Source organism: Pseudarthrobacter cellobiosi (genome assembly GCF_023913755.1).
In the GTDB taxonomy this organism is placed as follows: domain Bacteria; phylum Actinomycetota; class Actinomycetes; order Actinomycetales; family Micrococcaceae; genus Arthrobacter; species Arthrobacter cellobiosi.
In genome coordinates this window covers 14,415-39,992 of record NZ_JAMXBJ010000023.1, presented here as the reverse complement: position 1 = coordinate 39,992, position 25,578 = coordinate 14,415, and the positions used below count along the sequence as shown (strand labels likewise).

26 protein-coding genes, 1 pseudogene and 1 riboswitch are annotated in these 25,578 nt (G+C 64.8%); of the genes and pseudogenes, 12 read left to right on the top strand and 15 right to left on the bottom strand.

Annotation, left to right across the window (positions count from 1 at the left end; all coding sequences use genetic code 11):
• A partial coding sequence (locus NG696_RS01480) for a hypothetical protein (protein ID WP_252573637.1) occupies window positions 1-279 on the bottom strand: 279 nt, incomplete at its 3' end.
• A gap of 160 nt (window positions 280-439) precedes the next feature.
• Window positions 440-537: riboswitch (glycine riboswitch) on the bottom strand.
• Window positions 538-1,292: 755 nt separating this feature from the next.
• Here NG696_RS01480 and NG696_RS01475 point away from each other — a divergent pair.
• From NG696_RS01475 to NG696_RS20890, 3 genes are all read left to right on the top strand, one after another.
• Complete coding sequence (locus NG696_RS01475; RefSeq protein ID WP_252573636.1) at window positions 1,293-2,378, top strand: DUF8462 domain-containing protein; 1,086 nt, start codon at window positions 1,293-1,295, stop codon at window positions 2,376-2,378.
• A gap of 116 nt (window positions 2,379-2,494) precedes the next feature.
• Window positions 2,495-2,920, top strand: coding sequence for a hypothetical protein (locus tag NG696_RS01470; protein WP_308291925.1), 426 nt, complete (start codon window positions 2,495-2,497; stop codon window positions 2,918-2,920).
• Window positions 2,887-3,153: a hypothetical protein gene (locus NG696_RS20890; protein WP_308291924.1), complete on the top strand. Its 267-nt coding sequence runs from the start codon at window positions 2,887-2,889 to the stop codon at window positions 3,151-3,153. Before NG696_RS01470 ends, NG696_RS20890 begins: the two co-directional genes overlap by 34 nt.
• Window positions 3,154-3,188: 35 nt before the next feature.
• Here NG696_RS20890 and NG696_RS01465 read toward each other — a convergent pair whose 3' ends face one another.
• The 6 genes from NG696_RS01465 to NG696_RS01440 form a co-directional block, all read right to left on the bottom strand.
• On the bottom strand, window positions 3,189-3,857 hold the full coding sequence (locus NG696_RS01465; protein WP_252573635.1) for a DsbA family protein: 669 nt from the start codon (window positions 3,855-3,857) through the stop codon (window positions 3,189-3,191).
• A 203-nt stretch (window positions 3,858-4,060) separates the two neighbouring features.
• Window positions 4,061-4,828, bottom strand: a complete 768-nt coding sequence (locus NG696_RS01460; RefSeq protein ID WP_058932985.1) for an amino acid ABC transporter ATP-binding protein — start codon at window positions 4,826-4,828, stop codon at window positions 4,061-4,063.
• 17 nt (window positions 4,829-4,845) lie between these two features.
• Window positions 4,846-5,820 (bottom strand): amino acid ABC transporter permease, encoded by a 975-nt coding sequence (locus NG696_RS01455; protein WP_374211165.1) that lies wholly within the window; start codon window positions 5,818-5,820, stop codon window positions 4,846-4,848.
• A complete protein-coding gene (locus NG696_RS01450) occupies window positions 5,817-6,608 on the bottom strand; it encodes an ABC transporter substrate-binding protein (RefSeq protein WP_252573634.1) in 792 nt (263 codons plus the stop codon). Before NG696_RS01450 ends, NG696_RS01455 begins: the two co-directional genes overlap by 4 nt.
• 286 nt (window positions 6,609-6,894) lie before the next feature.
• Window positions 6,895-7,626, bottom strand: coding sequence for an SDR family NAD(P)-dependent oxidoreductase (locus NG696_RS01445; protein WP_308291923.1), 732 nt, complete (start codon window positions 7,624-7,626; stop codon window positions 6,895-6,897).
• Complete coding sequence (locus NG696_RS01440) at window positions 7,623-9,029, bottom strand: DUF6421 family protein (protein WP_252573638.1); 1,407 nt, start codon at window positions 9,027-9,029, stop codon at window positions 7,623-7,625. Before NG696_RS01440 ends, NG696_RS01445 begins: the two co-directional genes overlap by 4 nt.
• A 231-nt stretch (window positions 9,030-9,260) precedes the next feature.
• On the opposite strand from NG696_RS01440, the gene NG696_RS01435 reads away from it, so the two are divergent.
• From NG696_RS01435 to NG696_RS01425, 3 genes and pseudogenes are all read left to right on the top strand, one after another.
• Window positions 9,261-10,490: an MFS transporter gene (locus tag NG696_RS01435; protein ID WP_252573633.1), complete on the top strand. Its 1,230-nt coding sequence runs from the start codon at window positions 9,261-9,263 to the stop codon at window positions 10,488-10,490.
• A gap of 4 nt (window positions 10,491-10,494) precedes the next feature.
• The gene (locus NG696_RS01430) at window positions 10,495-10,854 is read left to right on the top strand and encodes an ArsR/SmtB family transcription factor (protein WP_252570139.1); all 360 of its coding nucleotides are present in this window, start codon (window positions 10,495-10,497) and stop codon (window positions 10,852-10,854) included.
• 140 nt (window positions 10,855-10,994) lie between these two features.
• Window positions 10,995-11,364, top strand: a pseudogene (locus NG696_RS01425) (heavy metal translocating P-type ATPase); the annotation flags it as partial.
• Between the two features lie 639 nt (window positions 11,365-12,003).
• Here NG696_RS01425 and NG696_RS01420 read toward each other — a convergent pair.
• On the bottom strand, window positions 12,004-12,702 hold the full coding sequence (locus NG696_RS01420; RefSeq protein WP_252570142.1) for a hypothetical protein: 699 nt from the start codon (window positions 12,700-12,702) through the stop codon (window positions 12,004-12,006).
• A 201-nt stretch (window positions 12,703-12,903) separates the two neighbouring features.
• Here NG696_RS01420 and NG696_RS01415 point away from each other — a divergent pair, with 201 nt between their 5' ends.
• Window positions 12,904-13,545 carry an arsenate reductase/protein-tyrosine-phosphatase family protein gene (locus tag NG696_RS01415; protein WP_252570144.1) on the top strand — a complete coding sequence of 214 codons (642 nt, stop codon included), beginning with the start codon at window positions 12,904-12,906 and terminating at the stop codon, window positions 13,543-13,545.
• A gap of 38 nt (window positions 13,546-13,583) precedes the next feature.
• Here NG696_RS01415 and NG696_RS01410 read toward each other — a convergent pair whose 3' ends face one another.
• Complete coding sequence (locus tag NG696_RS01410) at window positions 13,584-13,985, bottom strand: hypothetical protein (RefSeq protein WP_252573632.1); 402 nt, start codon at window positions 13,983-13,985, stop codon at window positions 13,584-13,586.
• Window positions 13,986-14,136: 151 nt separating this feature from the next.
• Between NG696_RS01410 and NG696_RS01405 the strand changes: the two genes are divergently transcribed.
• Window positions 14,137-15,243 (top strand): LCP family protein, encoded by a 1,107-nt coding sequence (locus NG696_RS01405; protein ID WP_252573631.1) that lies wholly within the window; start codon window positions 14,137-14,139, stop codon window positions 15,241-15,243.
• A 98-nt stretch (window positions 15,244-15,341) separates the two neighbouring features.
• On the opposite strand, the gene NG696_RS01400 is transcribed toward NG696_RS01405, so the two are convergent.
• Together NG696_RS01400 and NG696_RS01395 are read right to left on the bottom strand one after the other, a co-directional pair.
• Window positions 15,342-15,539: a hypothetical protein gene (locus tag NG696_RS01400; protein WP_252570151.1), complete on the bottom strand. Its 198-nt coding sequence runs from the start codon at window positions 15,537-15,539 to the stop codon at window positions 15,342-15,344.
• 146 nt (window positions 15,540-15,685) lie between these two features.
• Window positions 15,686-16,099, bottom strand: coding sequence for a hypothetical protein (locus NG696_RS01395; RefSeq protein WP_252570154.1), 414 nt, complete (start codon window positions 16,097-16,099; stop codon window positions 15,686-15,688).
• Window positions 16,100-16,593: 494 nt separating this feature from the next.
• On the opposite strand from NG696_RS01395, the gene NG696_RS01390 reads away from it, so the two are divergent.
• The gene (locus NG696_RS01390) at window positions 16,594-18,834 is read left to right on the top strand and encodes a S9 family peptidase (protein ID WP_252573630.1); all 2,241 of its coding nucleotides are present in this window, start codon (window positions 16,594-16,596) and stop codon (window positions 18,832-18,834) included.
• Between the two features lie 76 nt (window positions 18,835-18,910).
• Here the strand turns inward: NG696_RS01390 and NG696_RS01385 are convergent, their stop codons facing one another.
• The 3 genes from NG696_RS01385 to NG696_RS01375 all read right to left on the bottom strand — a co-directional run bounded on the left by NG696_RS01385 (window position 18,911) and on the right by NG696_RS01375 (window position 21,374).
• Window positions 18,911-19,486, bottom strand: a complete 576-nt coding sequence (locus tag NG696_RS01385) for an SRPBCC family protein (RefSeq protein ID WP_252570182.1) — start codon at window positions 19,484-19,486, stop codon at window positions 18,911-18,913.
• A gap of 83 nt (window positions 19,487-19,569) precedes the next feature.
• Complete coding sequence (locus NG696_RS01380) at window positions 19,570-20,127, bottom strand: GNAT family N-acetyltransferase (protein WP_252573629.1); 558 nt, start codon at window positions 20,125-20,127, stop codon at window positions 19,570-19,572.
• Window positions 20,128-20,207: 80 nt separating this feature from the next.
• Window positions 20,208-21,374, bottom strand: a complete 1,167-nt coding sequence (locus NG696_RS01375) for an acetate kinase (RefSeq protein ID WP_252573628.1) — start codon at window positions 21,372-21,374, stop codon at window positions 20,208-20,210.
• A 148-nt stretch (window positions 21,375-21,522) separates the two neighbouring features.
• On the opposite strand from NG696_RS01375, the gene NG696_RS01370 reads away from it, so the two are divergent.
• From NG696_RS01370 to NG696_RS01360, 3 genes are all read left to right on the top strand, one after another.
• Window positions 21,523-22,638, top strand: coding sequence for a GTP-binding protein (locus NG696_RS01370; protein ID WP_252573627.1), 1,116 nt, complete (start codon window positions 21,523-21,525; stop codon window positions 22,636-22,638).
• 68 nt (window positions 22,639-22,706) lie between these two features.
• Window positions 22,707-22,829 (top strand): type B 50S ribosomal protein L36, encoded by a 123-nt coding sequence (ykgO, locus tag NG696_RS01365; protein ID WP_058931424.1) that lies wholly within the window; start codon window positions 22,707-22,709, stop codon window positions 22,827-22,829.
• 96 nt (window positions 22,830-22,925) lie between these two features.
• On the top strand, window positions 22,926-23,210 hold the full coding sequence (locus NG696_RS01360; RefSeq protein WP_252573626.1) for a hypothetical protein: 285 nt from the start codon (window positions 22,926-22,928) through the stop codon (window positions 23,208-23,210).
• Window positions 23,211-23,288: 78 nt separating this feature from the next.
• On the opposite strand, the gene pta is transcribed toward NG696_RS01360, so the two are convergent.
• On the bottom strand, window positions 23,289-25,376 hold the full coding sequence (gene pta / locus NG696_RS01355) for a phosphate acetyltransferase (RefSeq protein ID WP_252570579.1): 2,088 nt from the start codon (window positions 25,374-25,376) through the stop codon (window positions 23,289-23,291).
• Between the last annotated feature and the right edge of the window lie 202 nt (window positions 25,377-25,578).

Here is a 25,578-nt window from a genome sequence, read left to right as displayed (position 1 = left end):
CGCGGGCGTCACGGTGTCGTAGTAGCCCTGGCCGATCATCTGCACAGCCGTCTTGTTCTTCGCCGCGAGCTTCCGCAGCTCGGCAAGAACCTCAACCTCACTGAGGGCGTCCTCGAGGGCCAGCGGCTTGGCCTGGCGGATGGAGTCGGGGACGGCAACGTCCACGAGGCCGTCAACGCTGTCATAGCCGACGGCCTTGAGCATGGCGTCAATATCGGCCTGGCGGCGCGCACCAATATGCCGATCGGCAAAGGTGGAAGGGGACGACTGGATGGTCATGAAGGAACTCCATAATTCAGGTGGCGCGCTGGGTACGCCACATTGATTCGGGTTCCTCCCCGCTCTGTATGGGACCTGAGAGTTTCCGCGCCCACCCGCTTTCGCAGGGTGACGCTTGCACCGTCGGTGAGCCCGTTGCCGGACTGCTTTCCAGAGTTGCCTAACCGCGGCGGTACGTGGGCCTGAGAGATTCCCGGAGAGGATTTGCTCCTACGGCGCCTGCTGAACGTACCGGCAGGACTCTCCCGCCGCAGATCAAAAGCTTGTGCCACTTTGTCCGTGACACGTCTCACAGATTAGCCGGATTCTGGATTGCTTGCAAGATTTCCGCCGGCTCCGGCGCCACATGACCATCGATTGCTCCGTAACGGCCCTTTTGAGGAGCCATAAGGGCCGTTACGGAGCAATCGATGAGAAATCGTTCAGGCTGGACGTTTGCCGCAGGTCGCTTGCGCCGGTTCGGGGCCGGTCAAAGTCAGGACGTTGGTTTCCAGATGTCCAGCTCAGCCCAGTGGGCGGGAAATCCCATGCTCACGTTCGGGGAGATGAGTTGACCCGTCTGGCGTTCGAAGCTCGATGTCGAGCTTTCTGACCTGAGTCTTGAAGGTCAAATGCCAGCCAGAGCCGCTCGTGTGTGACCGGAGCATGAACGCCAGGGTGGCCGCATAGATATAGAGCCTTTGATGCGGTTTGGGCGTGGCTGTGAAGCCTGGCTCGAGCAGGTGTGCAAGCAAGTCACCATCTGTCTTGTGTGCCTTGAGCGAGAGCGCTCGTTTGAAAGCTCGGTTGAAGAGACGAGAGCCGTGCGCGCACGCGTTTCGAAAATCGACCATCATGCGAAGTACCGCACCAAAGGGTCGAGGATGGACGAACCCGAACATGCGGGCCACCGGCAACTCGTCATCGTCACCAGCCCCTAACGTCGGCTCAGCAGCCGAGTAGCCTGGACTGCTAAGCTGGCCAAAGTTTCACCAGTTTCACCACTTTCACCAGGTTTCACCCGGAGGCCGTCTGTGCAGAATCCTTTCAAGCCCACCGCCGGAGCCACGCCTCCGGACCTAATCGGCCGATCCGGGCTCCTGGACGAGTTCGAATACGGCCTGCAACAGGGATCGGGGGCTCCGGGGCTGCTCACGATCATTACGGGATCCAGGGGCATCGGCAAGACCGTAATGCTCGGCGCTGCGGAGGCGATCGCCAGAGATCACGGTTGGGCCGTGATCTCCCGGACGGCCAATCCTGGATTCCTGGCAAAGATCGGCGACGACATGCTCCGCCTTGCCGACGAGTTCGGAGACGGTCCGCCAACGCGGAAGATCACGGCTTTCTCCGCCGCAGGGTTCGGGTTGACCACGCAACTCCCTCAGGAACGCGTTCCGGATTGGCGCAGGACCGGGGAGGAGCTCCTGCGACTGTTAGACGCGAAACGAACGGGCCTGGTCATCACTATTGACGAAATCCACGCCGTCGACCGGACAGAAATCTCGCAGTTGGCTGCCGACGTTCAACACTTCATCCGCGACGGCCTGCCGATCGGCCTGATCTTCGCTGGCCTCCCGTCCGCCGTGTCCGATCTGCTCAACGAAGGCGTGGCCACGTTCTTGCGGCGGGCCGACAGGATCAACCTGCACGAAGCGGCCATCGCCGAAGTCACCGCCTCCTACCAGGAACTTTTCAGCGAAGGAGGCATCAGCGTCTCCCCGGAGCTGATCAGCGAGGCGGCGGCGGCCACAGAGGGCTACCCGTTCCTTATTCAGCTCGTCGGCTATTACCTCTGGATGGAGGCTGGTAAGTCGGGCTGGACGTTGGATGAGAGCGCGGTCCGCGCTGCCATCGCAGCCGCGCTTCGACGAAACACCCTGGTTGTTGTCGAGTCGGCGCTTTCGGACATCTCCGACAAGGACCGAGAGTTCCTCGATGCGATGGCCCAGCAGGATGGCCCTTCGTCAGCCGCCCAGATCGGGAACATCATCAATTCCAAACCCAATCTGGTCTCCAAGTACCGGAACAGGCTCATCGCAGCCGGGCTGATCGAGTCTGCCGGCTACGGGAAGGTCGACTTTGCCATCCCCGGACTGCGCCAACACCTTCGAGGGTAGAGCCGTCCGCGGCCTATCACGTGATGAATCCTCCTGATCTCGATGCCTCAGAGACGGCTGCGCCATGTCGGCGCAGCCGTCGCCTGATGTGCGTGGTTTTCAGCGGGTGTGGTGCGATGCCTGAAGCTCAAACACCGCGCCGTTCCCTGGCTCTGGGCATCAATCCCGAGCAGCACAGTCCCGCGCATCTGCATGATGTGTCCGAAGCCCGTTCTTTGGGCGCCGACCACCGTTTGGCGTCCGTGGTTCCGGCGTTGTCCCAGCTGCTCGCCGATGAGTCCGCAGCCGGCCGTCACCTGCTGATCGTCACCGACCATAAGGGGGAGGTGCTGTGGCGGGTCGGCAGCGGGTCAGCGTTGCGGCAGGCGGACTTGCTGGAGTTTGTGGAAGGTGCCGACTGGTCCGAGTCCGGCATCGGCACCAACGCCATCAGCGAGGCGCTCATTACCGGGGGCCCGGCCCAGCTGTTTTCGGCCGAGCAGCTAGTGCGGACACACCACGACTGGGCATGCTGGATGTTTCGGGGCCGATCGACACCGTGACGCCGGACAGCCTGCGGATGGTGCGCTGCGGCGTGCGGCTCGCCGAGGAACTGTTGCGGACCGCGGGCCCGACGGCGGCACTGAGTCCGCGCGCCGCCGTCGGGCATTCCCGTCCCAGCACCGCCTCCACGCTGTTCCTACGGCTGCTCGGCGACAAGCCGACAGCAGAGGACGCGCGTTTCCAGTTGGTGCGGGCACGCATGGAACGGATTAGTCGGGAGCTGCGGGCGTAAATTCGGTGCCGCCCCGCTGTGGCAAGGCGCAGCCGCTACCGGACGGCGTCGTCGAGCAACTGCCGGAACTGGGCTTCGGTGTTGAGGACGAGTTTTTCGCCGTTCAGGAAGAACGTCGGCGTCCCGGTAACACCCAGGGCTTTCCCGTCCGCGATGTCCCGGCGGATCCGTTCCTTGGTGTCCTCGGCAACAACATCCTGATCGAACCGGGCCATGTCGAGGCCGAGGCCTTCCGCGTAGGTCCTGAAGAGGGCGGCCTGGGAGTCCTGCTTTTCGCCCCATTCGGGCTGGGTCGCGAACAGCTTCGTGACCATCGGTTCGTAGTGGCCCTGGCGCGCGGCGGCTTCGACAGCGAGGGCTGCGGTGCCGGAGTTCAGGTGTCCGGGCAGGGGGAAGTGGCGCTGGACGAAGGTGATCCGGTCCCCGTAGTCCTCCTTCAGCTCCGTCACCAAAGGCTCGGCGGCGCGGCAGGCCTCGCACTCGAAGTCCAGAAACTCAACCAGCTGGGCTTTCTCGGCCGGTGGGCTGGTGAGCCGGTGGCTGTCTTCCCTCACCACCTGGGAATCTGCGGACGCCGGGGGCACGGGCGTGGCAGGTTTGTTTGCGGTAAACACGGCGAACCAGATCACGCCCCCAGCCACAAGGACCGCCAGAATGGTCCAGATAGCTGCTCGGACGTTGCGCGCGACAGTAACGGCACTCATCAGCCAGTGTTCCCCCTCAGCTCAGAACCCAATACCTCGATCATAGCCAGAGCGCCACCGCGCCGGAGTCTTTGACCTGCGGCTACTCCGATTCGCGCTACGCGTCGCCGAGGCATGGCTCGAGTGATCCGGCCGTAGACACAAATGCCGGTCCGGGCATGATCCGCTTCGCACATCACGCCCGGACCGCCTGGGTTGAGCAGTCAGAGAACTTTGGAGAGGAACTCCTGGGTGCGGGCCTGCTGCGGGTTGGCGATGATGTCACGCGGGTTGCCGCTTTCGACGACGACGCCGCCGTCCATGAAGGTCAGGGTGTCTCCGACCTCGCGCGCGAAGCCGATCTCGTGGGTCACCACGATCATGGTCATGCCGGACTTGGCCAGGTCTTTCATCACGCTGAGCACTTCGCCCACGAGTTCCGGGTCCAGGGCCGAGGTCGGCTCGTCGAAGAGCATCAGTTCCGGTTCCATGGCCAGTGCACGGGCGATGGCCACGCGCTGCTGCTGGCCGCCGGAGAGCTGCGCGGGATAGTGGTTGGCGTGGTTGCCGAGACCGACACGGTCCAGAAGTTCCATCGCGCGTGATCTAGCCTTCACCTTGGATTGCCGCTTGACTTGGGTGGGCGCCTCGATAATGTTCTGCAGCGCCGTACGGTGCGGGAAGAGGTTGAAGCGCTGGAAGACCATGCCGATCTCCCGACGCTGGGCGGCGATCTCTTTGATGGTCAGGTCATGCAGGCGGCCGCGGGTCTCGCGGTAGCCGATCAGTTCTTCGCGGACGTGGATCCGGCCGGCGCTGATGGTTTCCAGCATGTTGATGCAGCGCAGCAACGTGGACTTCCCGGACCCGGACGGCCCGATCAGCACGGAAACCTCACCCTGCCGGACCGTCATGTCGATCCCGCGGAGCACATGGTGCTCTCCGAAGTACTTGTGGACCCCGTCAATCCGGACGAGGGTCTCCTTCGTCATGAGGTCGTTGGTGATGGTCACGGTAGCTCATCCTCTTGTTTGGGTGCTTTGGCTGCTTTGGCTGCGGCGGCCGCCGGGGTCGGCTTGACCTGGGCAGGGACGATGTTGTCCACGCCCTTTCCGAAGTGGCGCTCAACGTAGTACTGGCCCACCATCAGGATGCTGGTGATCACCAGGTACCAGAGGGCGGCCACGATCAGCAACGGAATGGGCAGGTAGCTGCGGTTGGCGATGCCGTTGGTTGCGAATGTCAGGTCCAGGGTGAACGGCACCGCGAGCACCAGCGAGGTGGTCTTGAGCATCCCGATGGTCTCATTGCCGGTGGGTGGCACGATGACGCGCATGGCCTGCGGCAGAATGATCCGCCACATGATTTTGGACTTGCGCATCCCCAGGGCCTCGGCGGCTTCCATCTGGCCGGAGTCGACGGACTTCAGGCCGGCGCGGAAAATCTCGGCCAGATAGGCTGACTCGTTCAGCCCCAGTCCCAGGATCGCTGCCATGAAGGCGGTGATCACGTCCTGGGTGCTGAAGCTGAACAGTTCCGGTCCGAACGGAATCCCCAGGGCGATCTTGGGATAAAGAACAGAAATGAGGCCCCAGAACACCAGCTGGGTGTAGACCGGTGTGCCGCGGAAGAACCAGACCCAGGTCCAGCTCACGCCGCGGAACAGGGGATTGTCCGACTGGCGCATGAAGGCCAGGAGAATGGCCAGCACGATGGCGATCACCATCGAGAGGACTGTCAGCAGCAGCGTCCAGCCGATGCCCTGGATGACGAGCACGTCCATGAAATAGGTGCCGACGATGTCCCAGCGGAAATTGGTATTGGTGACCAGGCTCTGGCCCAGCAGCGCGGCGAACAGCAGGATGAGGACGGCGCCGGCCCAGCGGCCGGGATGGCGGACCGGAACGGCGTCAATCAGCTCCGGTTTCCGGTGCGCGGCACCGGTCCTGCGGTCGGTGATATCAGTGGGTGCGAGGGTGCTCAATTGCCTACCGCCGGGTTCACTTCAGACTTCGTGACGGCGCCCTTGGTGTTGCTCCAGGTGTCCAGGATTTTCCCATAGGTCCCGTCGCTGATGAGTTTGTTCATGACGTTTTTCATGAGCTCGGACAGTGCGGTGTCGCTCTTGGCGACCGCGATTCCTTGCGGTGCCGCAGCGTAAACATCGCCCAGGGCCTCCAGCTTGCCGCCGGTCTGCGAGAGGGCATAGCCGATGATGGGGGAATCGGCGGCCATTGCGTCGATGCTGCCGTTCACCAGACGGGTGGTCACATCTGTCTGCGTTTTCAAAGTGACGACGTTGACGCCCGGTTTTCCGGCATCCGCGCATGCCTTGGACCGGCCGGAGACGTCGGGGTCCTCTTGGGTGGTGCCGGTCTGCACCCCCACGGTTTTGCCGCAGATGTCATCGACGCTGAAATTCTTCGGGTTGCCCTTCTGGACGGCCCACAACGTGCCGGCATTGAAGTAGCTGACCATGTTGACGGCCTTCAGACGCTCCGCGTTGATGGTGAAGGAGGAGATTCCCAGATCGTACTTGGCACCGAGAGCGGGCAGGATTCCCGTGAATTCCGACGTTTGGACCCTGACCTTCAGGCCGAGGGTCGCCCCGATGGCCTTGGCGAAATCCACGTTGTAGCCCACCGGGGTCTGGCCATCGGCGCCGCCCAGGGATTCGGCAGGTGCGTACGTTGTGTCGGCACCCACCGTGAGGGTGCCCTTGCTCCTGATGGCCTCAGGGACGCTCGCGGCGAGGGCATCGTCCCTGGCCACAGAGGCGGGATCAAAGCCAGTGGAACCCGGGGCAGCTCCCCCCGAGGTCTGTGATGCATTGGTGCAACCGGTCAGAGAAAGAAGGCCGATGGCGAGACTCGCCAGTGCCTTTGTCCTCTTGGACGGAGAAAACGACATTGTTTACCTCTTGGTTGGTGTGGCCCATGAATGGGATTGTTTTCTGACTGACTGACTGACTGCCTGCATGCAGGTCGGCGTGCGGGCGCGCCTGTACTGGCGCTTGGTCGATCTCCCTACCTGCTTCCGGGTCGGGATAGGTGAAAGATCAGACCAGGGGTAGGCGGAATCCGTTGAGTTCGGCAGCGGACCTGCTGAACAGGGCGGCCGAAGCGGCTCCGAGATCCTTCACATGGGTGAATCCCGGGAATTTGCGGTCGGGCTGGGAGGCCTTCATCTTGTCGTCGACGAGGGCCTTGACCACGAACACGACGGCAGCTGACCGCTGCGGCTGCCGGTGGTCCGTGCTGCCGGATTGTGAGCTGCGGAAGCCGTCGGCCACCGCCAGAGTCCAGGCCTCGGAAGCGGCCTTGATCGCTGCGTAGGCGGCACCACCTGCTGAGGGATTGGCAGCTGCCTGGGCAGACACGATGGCCAGTCGTCCCGCCGGGGACTTTTCAAGGTCGTCGTAGAAGGCGCGGCTGGTGTTTCGCAGTGTCGTCAGGACGCTGGTGTGCAGAAAGTCCCAGTCGGAGTCCTCCTGCCCCGGTATGCCGTCGCCGCCGCGCCAGCCGCCCACCAGGTGGATCAGGCCATCGAGGGGTCCAAGGTCCCGGCGGACCGAGGACGCCAGTTCCCCGACGGCCGCGGGTTCTGCGAGGTTGCAGGTGTAGCCGGTGACGTTGGGCCAGGACTGTGCGAGGTTTTGCACGCGTTCAGTGTCCAGGTCCACGGCGGCGACGCGGAATCCGGCGCCGCTGAGGGCCGATACGACGGCGGTCCCGGCCTCGCTGGTGGAGCCGGCCACCATGACCGTCCTGGGTCCGTCGGGAGCCATCATGCCGCGTCCTTGCGGCTGTTGCCGCCGTTGGGCTCGCCGGTGATTCCGGCCGTGGATTCGATGACGTTTCTCATCTTTTTCTCCAGTGCTTCGTAGAACATTGAAAGTGGGAACTCGTCATCAAGCACCTGGTCGGTCAGGCCCCGAGGAGGGCCGTTAAGGACCAGCGCCTCGGGCCCCTTGGCCCAGAGGGATGCGGGGTTCGGGGTGACTGTCGCTCTGATGAATTCATAGGCCGCAAGCCAGTGAGCGGTTTTCGGGCGGTCAATTGAACGCCAGTACAGCTCCTCGATCCGCTTGCCAAGTTCGATAACTACTTCGGGCGCTTCCGACCAGTCGATGGACAGTTTCGAGTCCGTCCAATGAAGCACCTTGTGCTGGTGCATCCAGGCGAAAAGGAGCTGACCGCCAAGGCCGTCGTAATTACGGACCCGGTTTCCTGTCATCGCGAACCGGAAAATCCGGTCGAAGATAACGGCATACTGGACGAGTTTCGCGTGGTTTCGCGCCTCCGGCGGCGCGTTCTCATCCCTCTCGATACGGACGGATTCACGGAATGCCGTCAGATCGCACCGCAACTCTTCCAGGGTGTAGAGAAAGAACGGCATCCTCTGCTTGATCATGAACGGATCAAACGGCAGATCCCCGCGCATGTGCGTCCTGTCATGGATCAGATCCCACATCACGAAGGTTTCCATGGCCAGCTGAGGGTCTTCAAGCAGCCGCCGCGCTCCGTCGGGGAGAGTGAGGGACGTGATGTCGCTGGCTGCGGCCACCACCCTCCGGAACCGCTCAGCCTCGCGATCCGCGAAAATACCACCCCAGGTGAACTGCGGGGTTTCACGAACGGCTACGCTCTCGGGAAACAACACGGCCGAGTTCGTGTCATAGCCTGGTGTGAAGTCGATGAAGCGGATGGGTACGAACAACTGGTTCGAATACTCTGCACCTTCGAGTTCAGCGATGAACTCCGGCCACACTACTTCGAACAGCACGGCCTCCACGAAGCGGTTCGGGCTGCCGTTCTGCGTATACATAGGGAAGACCACCAGATGCGGCAGTCCGTCGATTCGGTGCTGTTGTGGCTGGAATGCGAGCAGAGAATCCAGGAAGTCCGGGACCCCGAACGAGGAAGCAGCCCACCGCTCGAAGTCAACTTCGAGCCGGGCCAGATACTCCGCATCGTGCGGGAACGAGGGGGCCAAATCCCTGATTGAAGCCGTGATCGTGGCGACCTCGTACAGGGCGCGGTCATGGTCCCCCGGATCAGGTATCGAGCCGTCCTTCACCTGGATCTGCTGCAGTTCTCCGGCGGCCCGTTTCAGCTCGGTCCAGGACGAGTTTGAGGCAAGCAGGGCCCCTAGTGAGGAGTGGGATACGTTTTGTGCTTTTGTTGCTGTCATTGCTACGGCGTCCTTCCTTCTCTGTGACCCGCGTAACACTAGTGAACAGAAAGACATCTTTATCTAAAAACAGGAGCACAGTAAGCAAGTCTTAGCCTAGGTTCGGAAAATAGGGCTGGTGACCAAGAATCTCCCGTGCACCCGTTCGAGGTTGGCCCTGCAGGCATTGGGTTTTAGCCGTCTACAATAGGTGCATAAGTACGCACATATTGTTTCGATTGAGGGATCCTAATGATCGAAGTTCTGGCCGTCCGCGCCTACCGGCAGCTCTTCTCAGCCCAGATTGTTGCGTTGCTGGGGACCGGCTTGCTGACTGTGGCCCTCGGACTGCTGGCGTTCGACCTTGCAGGAGCACAGGCCGGGGCCGTGCTCGGGACAGCGCTGACCATAAAGATGCTGGCCTACGTCTTCGTCGCGCCCGTCATGGCGGCACTGGTCGAACGGCTGCCAAAAAAGCCGGTCCTGGTGGCCGCGGACCTGACCCGGGGAGGCATCGCACTGATGCTCCCCGCGGTGGATCAGGCCTGGCAAATCTATATGCTGGTCTTTGTCCTTCAGAGCGCCTCCGCTACGTTCACGCCCGCCTTCCAGTCCCTGATCCCGGTGGTGCTTCCCGATGAACGGCAGTACACGCGGGCCTTGTCACTCTCCCGCCTCGCCTATGACCTGGAATCCCTGATCAGTCCGGCCCTGGCCGCAGCACTCCTGTCCGTACTTACCTTCCACGAACTTTTCCTCGGCACCGTGGCAGGCTTTATGTTCTCAGCGGCACTCGTGATGACCACCAGACTGCCAGCCACACCGGAACCCCGTCAGGAAGGATCACTCTGGCGGCGGACCACGCTCGGGGCACGGATCTTTGCGAAGACGCCGGAACTGCGCGGCCTCCTCGCATTGAATCTGGCCGTGGCCGCCGCAACAGCCCTGGTGCTGGTCAACACGGTGGTCTACGCCCGGGACCTGTTCGCAGGATCCAACGCCGACGTCGCCATCGCCCTGGCCTGTTACGGCGCCGGCTCGATGGCCGCCGCGCTGAGTGCACCCAGGGCGCTGGACCGAATCACGGACCGTTCGTTGATGATGTCCGGAGCCGCGCTTCTTGGCCTTGGCCTCGCCGGCACGTTTGTGCTGCTGGCCACTGCCGGGCCGTGGCTCGTGCTGCTGGGGCTCTGGGTTGCCCTGGGGGCCGGGACCTCGATGATCAGCACCCCGTCGGCCCGGCTGCTGCGCCGCTCCGCGACGGAAAGCACCCGGTCCTACATCTTCACCGCCCAGTTCTCCCTCTCGCACGCGTGCTTCATCGTCACCTACCCGGTAGCCGGCTGGATCGGCGCCTCCGCTGGCCAGCCCGCGGCCGCAGCCGTCCTGGCTGTGGTGGCTATGATCAGTACAGCAGCGGCCCTGAAATTCTGGCCGACTGCCTCCAGGACCGGCGCAGAACCGGCCAGTAGGAAGGGGTGATCCGGTGGCAGAGGCCCAGGCCGTCAACACACCGAGCCTTCACCACCCCCGGCTCCCCGATGCCCGCCGGCTGGATGCCGCGACCGCCACGTTCCGCATGCTGTCCGATCCCACCCGCCTGCACGTGCTCTGGCTCCTGACGCAGGAACCGGCCGACGTCACCACACTGGTGGATCGCACCGGGGCCTCCCGGACCTCCGTCAGCCAGCACCTGGCCAAACTCCGCTTCAGCGGCCTCGTCAGCACGCAAAAGGTCAGCCGCAGGGTGGTCTACAGCATCGCGGACGGCCACCTGGCCCGGCTTGTCCTGGAAGGCCTGAACCACGCCGACCACACCGTCACCGGGGAACCCAGCCACGGCTGACCGTCCTGGCGGTAAGGCGAGCGCACGGCCGCCCGCTCCCCCAAAGCTGTGGGCATTAGCACATTGCAGAATATACCCATGGGGGTATTCTTTGGGTGTTGCCAGTGAAGTGGTTTGTCCAGGCCCGTGCAATTCCGGCCGCCGCCGGCGCGGGCATCATCACCTCCATCGTCTGGACGCTGCTGGGCAGCGTCCCGGAGGCCGTCACCCGCACCGTCACCGTCTTGGTGATCGCGTGCCCGCACGCCCTGGACCTGGCCATCCCGCTGGTCATCGCGATCTCCGCCGAACAGGCTGCCCGGGCCGGGGTGCCGATCAAGAACCGGATGGCCCTGGAACGTATGTGGACCATCGACGTCGTCCTCTTCGAGAAGACCGGTAGCCTGACCACGGGCGAACCGGACCTGAAGGACATCGCCGCCGTTTGCAGGGGAAGATACTGACCGCATGCTGGCCCTGGCTGCCGCAGTGGAATCCGACAGTGAACACCCCGTCGCACGGGCCATCGTCGGACGGGAACAAACAGTCGCTACGTTCTTGATTCTCGCGATCGCGGGGCTGTCGGCCACCGATGCCGCGCTGGTCCGGGCAGCGTATCTCGGGATGAACGTCATCGGCTGGATAGTCATCTTTCCGCTAAGTGTGGCTTCGCTGCTCTCCGGAATAGTCCAGGCCCTCGGGACCGCTTGGGGCCTCTTCCGGCATTACTGGGTCCTGATCAAACTCCTGATCACGTCGTTGGCGAGTGTCCTGCTGCTCGTGCATCTGCAGCCAGTGACCCGGATGGCGGAGATCGCGTCAGCCTCGAACCTTGGATCCATGAACATGACAGGGATAAGGATCCAACTCGTCGCCGACGCCGGCGCAGCTCTGATCGCGCTGCTGGTAGCCACAGTGCTGTCTGTCTATAAGCCGCGTGGCCTCACCCGCTACGGGCAGGCCCGCACGGAAAGGCAACAAATACCCGCGCGGCCGGCCTGACGTTGAAGAAGTCCGGATCCGTGCCGGCGCCGAACGTCAGGCACCAGGAAAGGCCGGTCCGCACTCCGCGGGCCGGCCCTACCTGCTGCTGTTCATTGCCGCCTTCAGGCCAAGCAGGGCACTGGGGTTTCAGCCTTGCTGGGGCCCGCAGGGCGGGGAAGTGCGCGCTTAGCGCAGGACGCCGCAGGCGGCGGGGTCAGTGGCCTCTGCCGGGAGGTTCGGGTCAAGCTCACTGGCACCTTCAGGATCGCTGAAGTTGTAGGTTCCGTTGCCGTCGTAGTCCTGCCCGTGAATCACCAGGACGCCCTCGCCTTCGCGGACGGAGTCAGCGATCTGCTTGGCGGTACCGAGCCCGCCGGCACCCGGGTAGCCGGTCCCGGCTACATCAGTAAATTCGATGTTGTCCCGGCTGTAGTCATAGCTGCCGTCCTGGGAGACGGGGAACCGGGAAACGTCCAGGAAACTGGCGGGGGTGGTGTCACCGGTGGTGTTGAGCGAGACCACAACCGGGCCGTAGGCCGGAACACCCTCGACAGTATTCAGCCGTCCGTCACCGTTGCTGTCCAGCGCCAGCGTGGGGCACTCGTTCAGGGCCTGGTTGCCGTAATGGATGTGCTGGGCGTGCGGGGCATCGGGCGTCAACCCGGTGGCGTGGACCTCGATGTGCTGGATCTTCTGGTTGCGGACAACAGCAGTGGCTGTGCCCGCAGCCCCGGAGCCGTTAAGCTCCGTGAGGGTGGCTCTCAGCGTGACCGTCTTCTCCGCGGACTTTGGGCTCTGGGCCATTACCGGCATGGCACCCAGCGACGCAGCCGCCAGCAGTGCCACACCGGCACCACCAAAAACTAACTTTGTATTCCGTTTCACGATTCACTCCTTGGTCGGCGACCACAGGGGAATCCCGGTGGTCAAGTGTGATTCGTACCACCATGCCTCCAAGGATGGGTCTTCACTCGAAAAATCACGACGGCGGCATCCGGTGCTGGGGGCGTCGGCACCCGCACGTGTTAAGTTGAAAGACACGACGGGCCGCACCGGTCCGGCGCATCGGCTGGAAAGAGAAGTTCCGTGGAATCCCCCGCATCTGCCCCCGCACCCGTGAGGATCCTGACGGTCTGCACCGGCAACATCTGCCGCTCCCCCGTGGCTGAACGGCTGCTGCAGGCCGGGCTGGACCAGGTGAGGCCGGGCGGATTTGAGGTCACCAGCGCCGGAACCCGGGCCATGGTGGGCGATCCGATGCAGCCGCTGTCCGGCGACATTGTGCGCACTTTTGGCGGGAACCCGGACGGTTTCGTCTCGCGGCAGCTGACCAGCAAGATCCTGCGCGGCGTGGACCTGGTGCTCACCATGACCTCCGGCCACCGCGGCGAAGTGCTCCAGCTGGACGCCTCCCTACTCAAGCGCACCTTCACCATCCGCGAGTTCGCCCGGATGCTCGACGTCCTGGACGAGCGTGCGGACATTGCCGCAAACGTTCCGGTAGCGGACGACGGCGGCAGTCCCCTCAGTGCCAACACCGCCTTCTGGCGGGGGCTGCCAGCGCGCGCCGCGTCCGTCCGGCACCTGTCACTGCCGGCAGATTCTTCCGAAAACGACATCATCGACCCCTACCGGCGCAGCCCCGAGATCTACCGCCAGATGGAGGACGAACTGGCCCCTGCCATCGTTTCCATCCTGCGGCACGCGCGCCTGAACACTCCCGCCTAAACGCTCCCGGGCAAGCCGGCGCTAGCGAGGGGCCGGCGCTAGCGAGGGGCCGGCGCCGCCTCGGGAGTAACTTCACGCACTTCCACGAACGTGCCGTCTGCCTTCAGCCCCAAGGCAAGATGAGCCCGGCGCACCAAATGCCGGTGAAGAAAGCCGTACACGGCGTAGAGCACGAAGGATATGGCGCCGATCAGCAGCCCCGTGTCGCTTACCGCGCGGTACCAGTAGTAGCCCGGGTGGCCAAAGGCAATGTCCCCTGCAACCAGGGGGAACAGCACACCTGCCAGAAACAGCAGGCTGGCCAGGAATGGGATGAAGAGCAGCCCCTGGACCGTATTCAGCCGCTTGCCCATTCGCTTGTAACGCTCGTACTGCTTCTCCCAGGCCGCCCGGCTGGTGACAAGCAGAACCGGCTTCGTATTTTCCATCAGATCCCCCACAGATATCCCGTTTCTGACCAAGAGCCTAGTGCGCCCCGCACTGCGGGGCTTTCCACTGAACCCGGCGCGCCGCCGTCGTACGTTACAGCATGGAAACGACACGCCCCGCGATGTAGCCGTAATCGGTTCCGAGGGCGGACACTAAGTCATGGTGAGCACCCCAAGCGGTCCTGATCCAATCGGCCCGGCCCCTTCCGGCCCCGAGCCTGCTGCGCCTGCCGCGCTGAAACGGCACCGCGTGATCGCGGCGGTGCTGTCGCTGGTACTGGTGGCCGTCGTCGCCGTGTCCGCCCTGCTGTTCAGCCGCCCTGCCGCGGAAGTTGCAGCCCCGGCGCCCATCATCACGGACACCGCCACCCCCACTCCTTCGGAGACGACACCGCCACCGCCACCGGCGCCGGCCCCTCCCCCGCCGCCCGAACCCATCGCGGAACTCCCCGCGGCGCCCATGAACATCCTGGTGATCGGCAGCGACAGCCGCGCCAATGCCAGGGAGCAGGCGGCCGTCACCGCAGCCACGGGCGAATCGCAGGACCACCGCGCCGACACTCTCATGCTGGTCCACATCCCGGCCGACCGCCGCAGCGTGCACGTGGTCTCCCTCATGCGGGACCTGTACGTGAGCATCCCCGACTACGGCTTCGCCAAGATCAACGACAGCCTGCAGGTGGGCGGCATCCCGCTGGCCACGCGGACGGTGGAGTCCCTGATGGGGACCCACATCGACCACACCCTCATGCTGGACTTCCACGGTTTCAAGACGCTCACTGACGGGCTGGGCGGAATTGACGTGAACGTCACCGTGCCGTTTCAGTCCACTCACGAAACGCAGCACGTCTTCACACCGGGGGTGAACCACCTCGACGGCCAGGCGGCACTGGAATTCGTCCGCGAGCGCTACGCCTTCGTCGACGGCGACTTCCAGCGGGTCCGGAACCAGCAGACGTTCCTCCGCGCCATCCTCGCCCGGCTCACCAGCGACGGCGCCCTGCACGACGTGACTGCGGTGCGGGCCCTGGTGAATTTCGCATCCGGCTACCTCACCGTGGACCAGGGCTTTGATCCTGTGGGCGTGGCGGTCCTGGCATACGCGATGCGCGGCATCGACCCCAACGCCGTTGTTTCGCTCACGTTGCCGACAGCCGGGGTGGGCACGGCACCAGGAGGGGCGTCGGTGGTGTTCCCGGACTATGGCGGGATCGCCCAGGTGGCGGCTGCCATGCGCGAAGGCCGGCTGCCCGAGTACGCGGGCGGGTAGTACGCGGGAGGGTATGCATCCGGGGACTGAGCGCCGGGCTCCAGCGGGAACTAAGCGGAACGGCCCCCGGCTATGCCGGGGGCCGTTCCATTGGTGACTTAGCTCCGGGTGGGGTCCGGGCGCAGCGGTGCCGGTCCCGGATCCGGGACTGGCAGCGGGCCGGGAGGTTCCGGCGTCGGGATGGGGCTGGGCCTGTCCGGTCCCGGGTGGCCGGGATGGGTGGGGTCCGGGTTAAAGGGGTCCGGGCCTGGTTCCGGCGGGAACGGCTCTGGTTCGTGCACTGGCGGGATGGTCATGGAACTTCCCCTCTCACGCTGGGCGGGTACGCCTTTGCGTGATCAGGATACGCCTGCCCGCCCACCAACGCTCTCTCACTTCCTGCAGAAATTTCCCGAACGCTCTCTCAATCCCTGCAGTGAGTGCGTTCTTGATTGGCCTGCTTCTAGGCCGGACGGCGCAGTCGGACCGGGCGGGAAACCGGCGCTTTGACTGCTTGGCCGGCTTCCCGCATCAGCGGGACGGCGAAGGTCACCACCAGGCGCGCATCGGCGTCGTCGGTGGACCTGATGGTCAGGCTCCTGGTGCCGGGCGGGACAGACGGGGTGAATACCTGCAGGTTCCGGGAGCCTATTCTGGCTGAATCCCGCAAGGTGTAGAGCGTGCCCCAATGGTCTTCGATGGCAATTTCCGGGATGGCCCTCCCGGCAGCGGATTCCACGTGGATGTTGGCCACCAGGCACGTGCTCCAGACTTCGACGGAGAGCACCGTGAACTCAGCTCCCCGTGTCAGGTGCAGGCCGTACGTGGGCGGCAGGAGCACCTTCCGGAGGATGCCTTTCGGAATTAGGTTTCGCATCATCGCCCCCAAAAGTTACTAAGAGTGCTTACAATTACCCCGCGATAATGACGCCCTGTCAAGGTCCCGCTCCGCGTTCTGTGGCAACCCGCAAAAGCACGGCCAGGCAAGCCACAACAGCAAGCCAAGGGGCGCCAAAAAGTGACCCCCGGCGAGGCCGGGGGCCACCGTATCGGAAGGGTCGCCCGCAGACTGCCGATGCGCTATCTGGCGCTGTGGCGTGCCGAAACGGCTAACCGCCCTAAGAGGCAGATGAAAAAGAACGCGTCCGGATCCTCCCGGTAATGCCGTTCTAGCACCCGGCGGAGGATGGTTCAAGGGGTTCCGGCCGGTAACTTAGCGGCCCGTCCGACTGGCGGCTCCGTTGATCTATCACTTACAGTCGCTTTGCCCCCGGCTTAGGGACCAAAAGTGAAAGATCAACGTGGCAGGAGGGGGCTACCCCGGTAGCGAACGGCGGCCTTTTTGTCGGCGCGGCTCTATATATTGAAGGCATGACCCAGACTCCGCTGCAGGATTCCGCCAGTTCGTCCGCCGCCGCCTCCCCCGCGCCCCCAGTGGCCAAGAAGGTCCCGCACGAGCGGACGCACCATGGCGACACTTTCGTGGACAACTACGAGTGGCTGCGCGAGAAGGAATCCGCCGAGGTGGTTGAGCATCTGAAGGCCGAGAACGCCTACCAGGAGGCGGTCACCGCCCACCAGGAGCCGCTGCGCGAGGCCATTTTCCAGGAAATCAAGGGCCGCACGCAGGAGACAGACCTGTCTGTCCCAAACCGCAAGGACGGCTGGTGGTACTTCAGCCGCTCGGTTGAGGGCAAGGAGTACGGCATCCAGTGCCGCGTCCGCGCCCAGGACACCGGCAACCCCGTGGCCGACTGGACTCCCCCCGCCGTGGAGGCCGGCGTCGAAATCCCCGGCGAGGAAGTGCTGCTGGACGGCAACATTGAGGCCGAAGGCAAGCCGTTCTTCTCGGTGGGCGGCTCGGCCGTCACGGTGGACGGGCACCTTTACGCCTACGCCGTGGACAACGCCGGCGACGAACGTTTCACCCTCCACATCAAGGACCTCCGCACGGGTGAACTCCTGCCGGACGTCATCGAGAACATCTTCTACGGCGTCAGCTTCTCCCCCGACGGCACCCGTATCTTCTACACCGTGGTGGACGAGTCGTGGCGCCCGTACCAGGTCAAGTCCCACGTCCTGGGCACGCCGGTCACCGACGATGAGGTGATTTACCAGGAGGACGACGTCGCCATGTGGCTGGGCTTTGAGCTCTCCTCTGACAGGCGCCACCTCGTGCTGGGCATCGGCTGCTCCGAGTACAGCGAGACCCGCCTGCTGCGTTTTGATGACCCGACGGCGGCCCTCACCACCGTGATTTCACGGGACGAGCGCGTCCTCTACGAGGCCGAACCGTTCCTCCTCACCGGTCCTGACGGCGAAAAATCAGAGCGCATTCTGCTCACGCACAACCGCGGTGCCATCAACTCCATGGTCTCCTTGGCGGACCCCGCCGAGCTCACCAAGCCGCTGGCCGAGCAGCACTGGAGCACCGTCGTCGAGCATTCCGACGACGTCCGCGTCAACGGTGCCGGCGTCACCTCCACGCACCTGATTGTGTCCGTCCGCAAGGACACCATCGAACGCGTCCAGGTGCTGGGACTGGCCGGCCTCGGTACGCCCGCTCAGGAAGCTCCGGTGGAACCGGCGTTCGACGAGGAGCTGTACACGTCCGGCGTCGGCGGTTCGGACTACGAGGCACCGGTCATCCGGCTGGGCTACACGTCCTACTTCACGCCGTCGCGCGTCTACGACTTTGTGCTGCCCACCGCGGCGCAGCCCGCCGGCGAACTGCTGCTCCGCAAGGAAAGCCCGGTGCTGGGCGGCTACGACGGCAGCGACTACGTGGCCACCCGCGAATGGGCCGACGCCGCGGACGGCACGCGGGTCCCCCTGTCTGTGCTGCGGCACAAGAGCGTCAAACAGGATTCGACGGCGGCTGGCCTGGTCTACGGGTACGGCTCCTACGAACTGAGCATGGACCCCGGTTTCGGCATCGCGCGGCTGTCGCTGTTGGACCGCGGTGTGGTGTTTGTGATCGCGCACATCCGCGGCGGCGGCGAGCTGGGCCGGCACTGGTATGAGGACGGCAAGAAGCTCGCCAAGAAGAACACCTTCACGGACTTTTTGGACGCCACCGACTGGCTGGCCAAATCCGGGTGGGTGGATCCGTCCCGAATTGCGGCACTGGGCGGCTCGGCGGGCGGCCTGCTGATGGGTGCCGTGGCCAACCTCGCACCGGAAAAGTACGCCGCAGTGGTGGCGCAGGTGCCGTTCGTGGATGCCCTCACCACCATCCTGGACCCGGAGCTTCCGCTGTCCGCGCTGGAATGGGAGGAGTGGGGCAACCCCATTACGGATCCCAAGGTGTACGCCTACATGAAGTCGTACTCGCCGTATGAGAACGTGCATTCAGTTGCTTACCCCAAGGTGGCCGCGGTGACGTCCTTTAACGACACGCGCGTCCTGTACGTGGAGCCGGCCAAATGGGTCCAGGAGCTGCGGAACAAGACCACCGGCACGGAGCCTGTGGTGATGAAGATCGAGATGGACGGCGGGCACGGCGGCGCGTCCGGGCGCTATGTCCAGTGGCGCGAGCGGGCGTGGGACTACGCGTTCATCGCCGATTCACTGGGCGCTACGGAGCTGCTCCCGGGGGCCGGCCTAAAGTAGTCCATCGATTGCTCCGTAACCGCCGTTTTGAGCGCCCTAAAGGGCCGTTACGGAGCAATCGATCCGATCTCGCGGCTCAGCCGTCATCCCGGCCGTATTCGGGGTGCTCAGTGAGCAACTCGGCGAGGGTCGCGAGATTGGCGCGGACAGTCCGGGCCTGGGCTTGTTCCACGAACCGGTCGGCCAGCTTGCCGAACACCCCGCCCAGGCCAGATGCCGCATCGATCCGGAAGTTCAGGCGGGTCCCGTCACCTTCAGGTTCGAGTGCATTGGTGACAGTGAATTCCAGCTTTCCTTCCACCGAGCGGGATACAAGGCGGGTTGGAGGCTGGAATTCGATGACCTCCGTTGTCCAGTCGAATTTCCTGCCCACCACCTTGCTGACGCCCTTGACCCGTGTGCCGACTGCAACAGGCTCGGTCCCGACCGTTTCGGCATGGACCGCCGAGGAGTCCCAGACTGGAATGTTTTCGCCCTTTGACAGGAAATTGAAGACTTCCTGTGGCGGGCGGGCAATGTAGACGTTTTCTTCCACGGTGGGCATCGGATTCTCCTCGGACACGCCTGTTGCCAGCGCGGCATGGCCGGCAGCTAGGCACAACGCCAGTTTGGCCTTGGCCCAGCAGGCAGTCAATGGCCTGAGATAACCCATCGGTTGCTCCATAGCCGCCGTTTTCAGCGCTCAAAAGGGCCGTTACGGAGCAATCGATCGGATCTCGACGGGCTCAGGCTCGATCACCGGGAGCGCGCGCGCCATTCGTCCTCGAGGATCGCGTACATCAGCTCAGTGGCCCACTGGCCCTTGTAATGCCACTTGTCGATGAAACGGGCTTCCAACCGCATGCCCAGCCGTTCGCACAAGGCGGCGGAGGCGGTGTTCAGGGCGTCGAGCTTTGCCTCGATCCGGTGCATCCCCAGTTCGTCGAATCCCAGCATCAGCACCGCATCCGCGGCCTCGGCCCCGTAGCCGTTGCCCCGCGCGGCCGGCGCCAGGCTCCATCCGACTTCGCCCTGCCCGCTGCCCGGCAGCCACTTCAGCACCACCTCGCCGAGGAGTCCCGGGCCGTCCACGGCCTCGATGGCCAGGCATATCCAGTCGCCCTCCTTCTCGAAGACGAAGTTGGCGTACTTGCCCACGGACTCCATGCACTTGGTGTAGCTCTTGGCCTCCCCCGGCAGGAAGCGAGCCGTTTCAGGCAGCGAATGGTAGGCATGGAAGGTGTCCAGGTCCGCAGCTTCGAACCGGCGCAGGATCAACCGCTCGGTGCGGATGGGTAAAGTGATCTCAGGCATGGACTGAGGCTACCCCGCAGCCCGGTGATCGAGCTTGTCAGGGTTTTGACAGGCTCAAACACCGGGGCGGACAAGCTCGATCACCGGGTACCAGCGGAGTGGACGACGGCGGCAGTTGCCTCTGCGATGGCGCGCTCCTCGTCGGTGGGCACCACCAAAACGGGAATGACGGACGCTGCCGAGGAAATCACCCGCGGTTCCTTGGACCGCTGACTGTTCAGGCCGGCGTCGAGCTGTATGCCCAGCGCGTGCAGCCTGTCAGTCACGAGGGCGCGGAACTGGTGCGAGTTTTCGCCGATCCCGGCCGTGAACACGAGTGCCTTGGCACCCCCGACGGCCACGTGGTAGCCGCCGATGTACTTGGCCAGCCGGTAGGACGCGACCGCGAGCGCCATCGAAGCCTTGGCGTCGCCGGCCTCTGACGCCTCCACCACCGAGCGCATGTCGTTGTTCCCGGCGAGCCCCTTCAGCCCCGATTCGCGGTTGAGCATGGTGTCGATGTCCTCCGGCGTCCACCCGTACCGGCCGAGGAATACCAGGATGGAGGGATCAAGGTCGCCTGAGCGGGTGCCCATCACCAGGCCCTCCAGCGGCGTGAAGCCCATGGACGTGTCCACCGAATGACCGCGACGGATGGCCGTGACGGAGGCGCCGTTCCCCAGGTGGGCGATCACGCCGTCGAACTCGTCCACGGGAAGATCCAGCAGCGCGGCGGCGCGGTGCGTGACGTACTCGTGCGAGGTGCCGTGGAAGCCATAGCGGCGGATGCCGTGGTTCGTGTAGAGCTCGTCCGGAACGGCGTAGCGCCAGGCGTGCTCGGGCAGGGTGCGGTGGAAAGCTGTGTCGAACACGGCCACCTGCGGCAGGTCCGGCCACTTCTTGCTGATGGCGCGGATGCCCAGGACGTTGGCGGGGTTGTGCAGCGGCGCCAGCGGGTTGAGGCGCTCGATGGCACGGGTGATCTCGTTGTCGATCAGCACTGGCTCGGCGAACCTCTCGCCGCCGTGCACCACACGGTGGCCCACCGCCGCCAGTTCGAGGTCCCCGAGCTCGGCATGGATCGCGGCATCTACCAGTTCCAGCGCCTCCGCATGGTCCCGGGGGCCCTCGATTTCGCCGTCGCCATCACCGCCGTTGCCCATGCCGATCTTCTCGATCATCCCTTCGGTCAGCACAATGCCGGCGGCCACGTCCCGGACCTGGTACTTGAGCGAGGACGAACCGGAATTGATAACGAGCACAAGCATGGGGGCCTCCTGAAGCCTTGGTGCCGCTGGCACAGCTGACGAGGGGTGGTGCTGGAGCCTGGCGCAGCGCTCCCCGGGATCCACTCTATAAGTTGCCCCTTGGATACTTCGGTTGCAAATGATAATGATTCTCATTAGAGTGATCGCCATGCATATCACTGTGATCAGCTCCCTGGACGCCCTGTGCCGCCAGCAAGCCTGCCAAGACGCGGCCGCGGCCAATCCCGGCGCCGTGGTGGTCCTGCACGACCTCTTGGAGAACGGCGTGGTCATCCGCAGGATCTCCAGCCAGTCCGGGCTTGTGGAGCGCGCCGAGACGCAGCTGGAACACGGCTGCCTGAGCTGCACCGTGCGGCTGGACCTCGTGCCCACCATCGAGCGGCTGCTGGAACGCGGGGAGACCCAAGCCATCATCGGACTCCCTCCGGCCGTGTCTGCGGAAGCCGCGATCGGAGCCCTGCGGCGTGGCCTTTCCCGCCCGGTGACGATTGATTCCGCTGTCCTTGCCTGCGCCCCTGACACGCTTGAGGACCACATTTGGGACCACCACACCCTGTTTGAGTCCGGGTTCACGCCGGTCCCGGAGGACCAGCGCACTGCTGGTGAATTCCTTATCGGCGAGCTGTCGTTCAATGACACCGTCCTGCTGGCGGAGGTGGACCTATTTCCGGCCGACCCCGCCCTGCGTGTTCGCGGCATGCAACTGGTCAGGGAACTGGCCCCTCACGCTGACGTGGCGGAAAACGCCCGCCTCATCCGCCCAGGCCGCCACAACTACCACGACGCCCTGAGCCGGACGGTCCCCGGTTCGGTGCGGATCCCGGCGTCGTCCTCAACGTCACCGTTCACTACCGTCACGCACCGGGCCCAACGGCCGCTGCACCCTGAGCGGTTCCGGCACGCCCTGGCGTCCCTCGCGGAAGGGTGCTGCTGGTTGCGGGGACGCCTGTGGATCGCCGCCGCACCGCAGTGCCGGATCGCCATCCAGGGCATCGGCCCGCGTGTCTGGCTCGAAAATACCGGACCGTGGCTGGCAGACCAGGACGCCGGCGCGGCGCCCGATCCCCTCAACCATGTGGACGCCCACCTGGACTGGCATCCGGAACACGGGGACCGCGGAAGCGTGCTGGCCGCGACCGGAGAGGGCATGGACCCGGGGGAAATTGCGCAGCTGCTCTCCGCCTGCGAACTCACCGACGCGGAGATGGAGGCCGGGTTCGCCGGTCTGACCGACCCGTTCCAGCTCGACCCCGCCCCGTTCTGAACGGCCCCGGCTTCACACTGCACCTACCCGCAACCGTCAAAACCGCTACTAATACAAGGAGCAAGCCCATGAAAGTCAGAAACTCCCTCCGCGCCCTGAAGAAGGTTCCCGGCGCCCAGATCGTCCGACGCCGGGGCCGCACCTTTGTGATCAACAAGAAGAATCCGCGGATGAAGGCCCGTCAGGGCTGAGGCTACAGACCGGCTCACCCCGCGCCTGCCGTTGCGTCAGCCGCGGCAGGCGCTTAGAGTCGGCGGACACGTTGCACTACGCAGAGAGGGACTTCCATGCCGAACGACACCACTCAGCCCGACAACACCGAACCTGAAACCGCAGAACCCGCCCCCGGCACCGAGCCCAGCACCACAGGCTCCGGCACCAAGGACCCCACCGTCGTCGAGGGCGCCAACCCGGCCCTGGACGATACCGGAAAGCCCAAAGCCGCGGAAGTGGGCGAGGCGCCTGAGCAACCCAAGGATCCACAAAACCTGGACCTTACTCCCGAAGGACTCTCCGACGAGCCCGCCAAGGAAGAAGACCCGGACAGCTTGGCCAAGCCGGAAAACAGCTAAGCCAGCGCGGCTCCGACACCGGTGATTGAGCCTGTCGAAACCGAGTCGAGGGGTTACTGACAGGCTCAACCACCGGTATTAGACCGCTGCCGGGGACGGCACCTGCGCCTGGATGGCCGTGATGGCCACCGTGTTCACGATGTCCTCCACGGTGCAGCCGCGCGAGAGGTCGTTGACCGGCTTGCGCAGGCCCTGCAGGACGGGCCCGACGGCGACCGCCCCGGAACTCTGCTGCACCGCCTTGTACGTGTTGTTGCCGGTGTTCAGGTCCGGGAAGATGAACACCGTCGCCTGCCCCGCCACCGACGAGCCGGGCATTTTGGACTCCGCGATGGAAGCGTCCACGGCGGCGTCGTACTGGATGGGGCCTTCGACGGCGAGATCCGGGCGGCGTCTACGCACCAGTTCGGTGGCCAGTCGGACTTCGTCCACGGCCTCCCCGGAACCCGAGCCGCCGGTGGAGTAGGACAGCATGGCCACCCGCGGCTCCACCCCGAACTGCACGGCGGTTTCGGCGGAGGCGAGGGCGATGTCCGCCAACTGCTCCACGTTGGGGTCCGGGTTCACGGCGCAGTCGCCATAGACCAGCACGCGGTCCGGCATCAGCATCAGGAACACGGAGGACACGATCTTCACGCCGTCGCGCGTTTTGACGAACTCCAGCGCCGGGCGGATGGTGTGCGCCGTGGTGTGGGCGGCGCCGGACACCATGCCGTCCACCACGCCCAGCTGGACCATCATGGTGCCGAAGTAGCTGCCGTCCTGCATGATTTCCAGCGCCTTGGGCAGGTCCACGCCCTTGTGCGCGCGCAGCTCGGCGTACTTCTCCGCGAACCCCTGCCGCAGTTCCGAGGTGGCCGGGTCCACGATGTTGATCCCGGCGAGGTCGATGCCGTTTGCCGCTGCCAGCTCGCGGACCTGCGAATCCGGTCCCAGCAGGGTGAGGTCGCAGACGTCGCGGCGGTGCAGGATTTCGGCGGCCTGCAGGATCCGGACGTCCGTTCCCTCCGGCAGCACCACGTGCCGGCGCTGCCCCCTGGCCCGTTCGATGAGGTCGTGCAGGAACCGCAGCGGGGTCATCCGTTCCAGGCGCGGCAGGTGGAGGCGCTCCACGAGTTCAGCCTCATCCACCCGTTTGGACCACAGGCCCAGCGCGGAGGCCACCTTGCGGCGGTGCCCGGACCAGATCTCGCTGCGGACCTCGGAGACCCGCTTGGCCGTGGTGTAGGTGTCCTCGCTGGCGGCAAACACGGGGAACGGCGCCTGCGCCAGGAGCGGGTAGATGTTGGCGTCCGGGGACAGGCCGCCGGTCAGGATCAGCGCGGACGGCACCGGGAACTCCGGCGAGAACGACGACGCCAGGCAGGCCACCATCACGTCCGCGCGGTCGCCGGGAACGATCACCAGGGCACCCTCGTCCAGCACGTTCAGGAAGTTGCCCACATTCATGGCGGCCACCTTAATGTCCCGCACGTCGCGTTCCATATCCGCGAGGCCGGCGATCTGGCGCACCCCGAGGGCCGTGGCTACCTCGCCGGTGGTGGGCCGCGCGATCTCCTCAAGCTCCGGCAGGACGTACACGGGCCGATTGGATGCACCCGGTTTGATGGCGGCCGCGATTTCCTCCACCAAGTCCGGGTCCGCGCGGTTCACCATGATGGCCAGCAGCGTGCACTTTTCGGCCACCAGCTCCTTGCGGGCAACCTCGACGGCGGCCGCTGCCTCCGCGACGCTGAGCCCCTTGGCGCCCACCACGGCAACCACCGGCGCGGCCAGGTTGTTGGCCAGCCGGGCGTTGAGATCAAACTCGACGGCGGCGTCCTGGCCGGTGAGGTCCGTCCCCTCCACGATCACCACGTCACAATGTTTGGCAATCTCGGCGAAGATCTCCACGCAGCGGGCATCGATGTCAGCGCGTTTTCCGTCTGCCAGGAGGGCACGCACTTCGGTGGACGTCAGGCCGCCACGGCAACGGTCGTCGTCGAGCGCGAAGCGTGATTTCATCAGCGCCACCATGGGGTCGTTGGCGGCGTCCGGGCCGTGGACCACCGGTTTGAAGAAGCCGATCCGGTCCGCGTGCCGGTGGAGCGTGTCCGCGAGGCCCAGGGCCACGAGCGACTTGCCCGATCCCGGGGTGGTCGCGCTGACGTAGATGCCTTTGGCCATGGTCCGCCCTTTGCTGTGTGCGTGGTGCCGGTCCCTCCATCCTTGCACTTCCCTGGCAGCGCGTGGCGGCCGAACCCTGCGCCGGGCGCCAGGCCCCGCGAGATCGCACGTGGTGGCAACGTCCGAGGTCACGACTGCCGCCAAATGTCATCTCACGGAGAGGCCCAGCCCTTGACACAGGCCCCGCATCTGGGATTACCTA

Bases quoted from the DNA above. Each gene is read 5' to 3' on its own strand.
- NG696_RS01470 (WP_308291925.1), top strand. From the start codon at position 2,495: ATGCCTGAAGCTCAAACACCGCGCCGTTCCCTGGCTCTGGGCATCAAT.
- NG696_RS20890 (WP_308291924.1), top strand. From the start codon at position 2,887: ATGCTGGATGTTTCGGGGCCGATCGACACCGTGACGCCGGACAGCCTG.
- NG696_RS01465 (WP_252573635.1), bottom strand. From the start codon at position 3,857: ATGAGTGCCGTTACTGTCGCGCGCAACGTCCGAGCAGCTATCTGGACC.
- NG696_RS01460 (WP_058932985.1), bottom strand. From the start codon at position 4,828: ATGACGAAGGAGACCCTCGTCCGGATTGACGGGGTCCACAAGTACTTC.
- NG696_RS01445 (WP_308291923.1), bottom strand. From the start codon at position 7,626: ATGATGGCTCCCGACGGACCCAGGACGGTCATGGTGGCCGGCTCCACC.
- NG696_RS01440 (WP_252573638.1), bottom strand. From the start codon at position 9,029: ATGACAGCAACAAAAGCACAAAACGTATCCCACTCCTCACTAGGGGCC.
- NG696_RS01435 (WP_252573633.1), top strand. From the start codon at position 9,261: ATGATCGAAGTTCTGGCCGTCCGCGCCTACCGGCAGCTCTTCTCAGCC.
- NG696_RS01400 (WP_252570151.1), bottom strand. From the start codon at position 15,539: ATGACCATCCCGCCAGTGCACGAACCAGAGCCGTTCCCGCCGGAACCA.
- NG696_RS01395 (WP_252570154.1), bottom strand. From the start codon at position 16,099: ATGCGAAACCTAATTCCGAAAGGCATCCTCCGGAAGGTGCTCCTGCCG.
- NG696_RS01390 (WP_252573630.1), top strand. From the start codon at position 16,594: ATGACCCAGACTCCGCTGCAGGATTCCGCCAGTTCGTCCGCCGCCGCC.
- NG696_RS01385 (WP_252570182.1), bottom strand. From the start codon at position 19,486: ATGGGTTATCTCAGGCCATTGACTGCCTGCTGGGCCAAGGCCAAACTG.
- NG696_RS01380 (WP_252573629.1), bottom strand. From the start codon at position 20,127: ATGCCTGAGATCACTTTACCCATCCGCACCGAGCGGTTGATCCTGCGC.
- NG696_RS01375 (WP_252573628.1), bottom strand. From the start codon at position 21,374: ATGCTTGTGCTCGTTATCAATTCCGGTTCGTCCTCGCTCAAGTACCAG.
- NG696_RS01370 (WP_252573627.1), top strand. From the start codon at position 21,523: ATGCATATCACTGTGATCAGCTCCCTGGACGCCCTGTGCCGCCAGCAA.
- ykgO (WP_058931424.1), top strand. From the start codon at position 22,707: ATGAAAGTCAGAAACTCCCTCCGCGCCCTGAAGAAGGTTCCCGGCGCC.
- NG696_RS01360 (WP_252573626.1), top strand. From the start codon at position 22,926: ATGCCGAACGACACCACTCAGCCCGACAACACCGAACCTGAAACCGCA.
- pta (WP_252570579.1), bottom strand. From the start codon at position 25,376: ATGGCCAAAGGCATCTACGTCAGCGCGACCACCCCGGGATCGGGCAAG.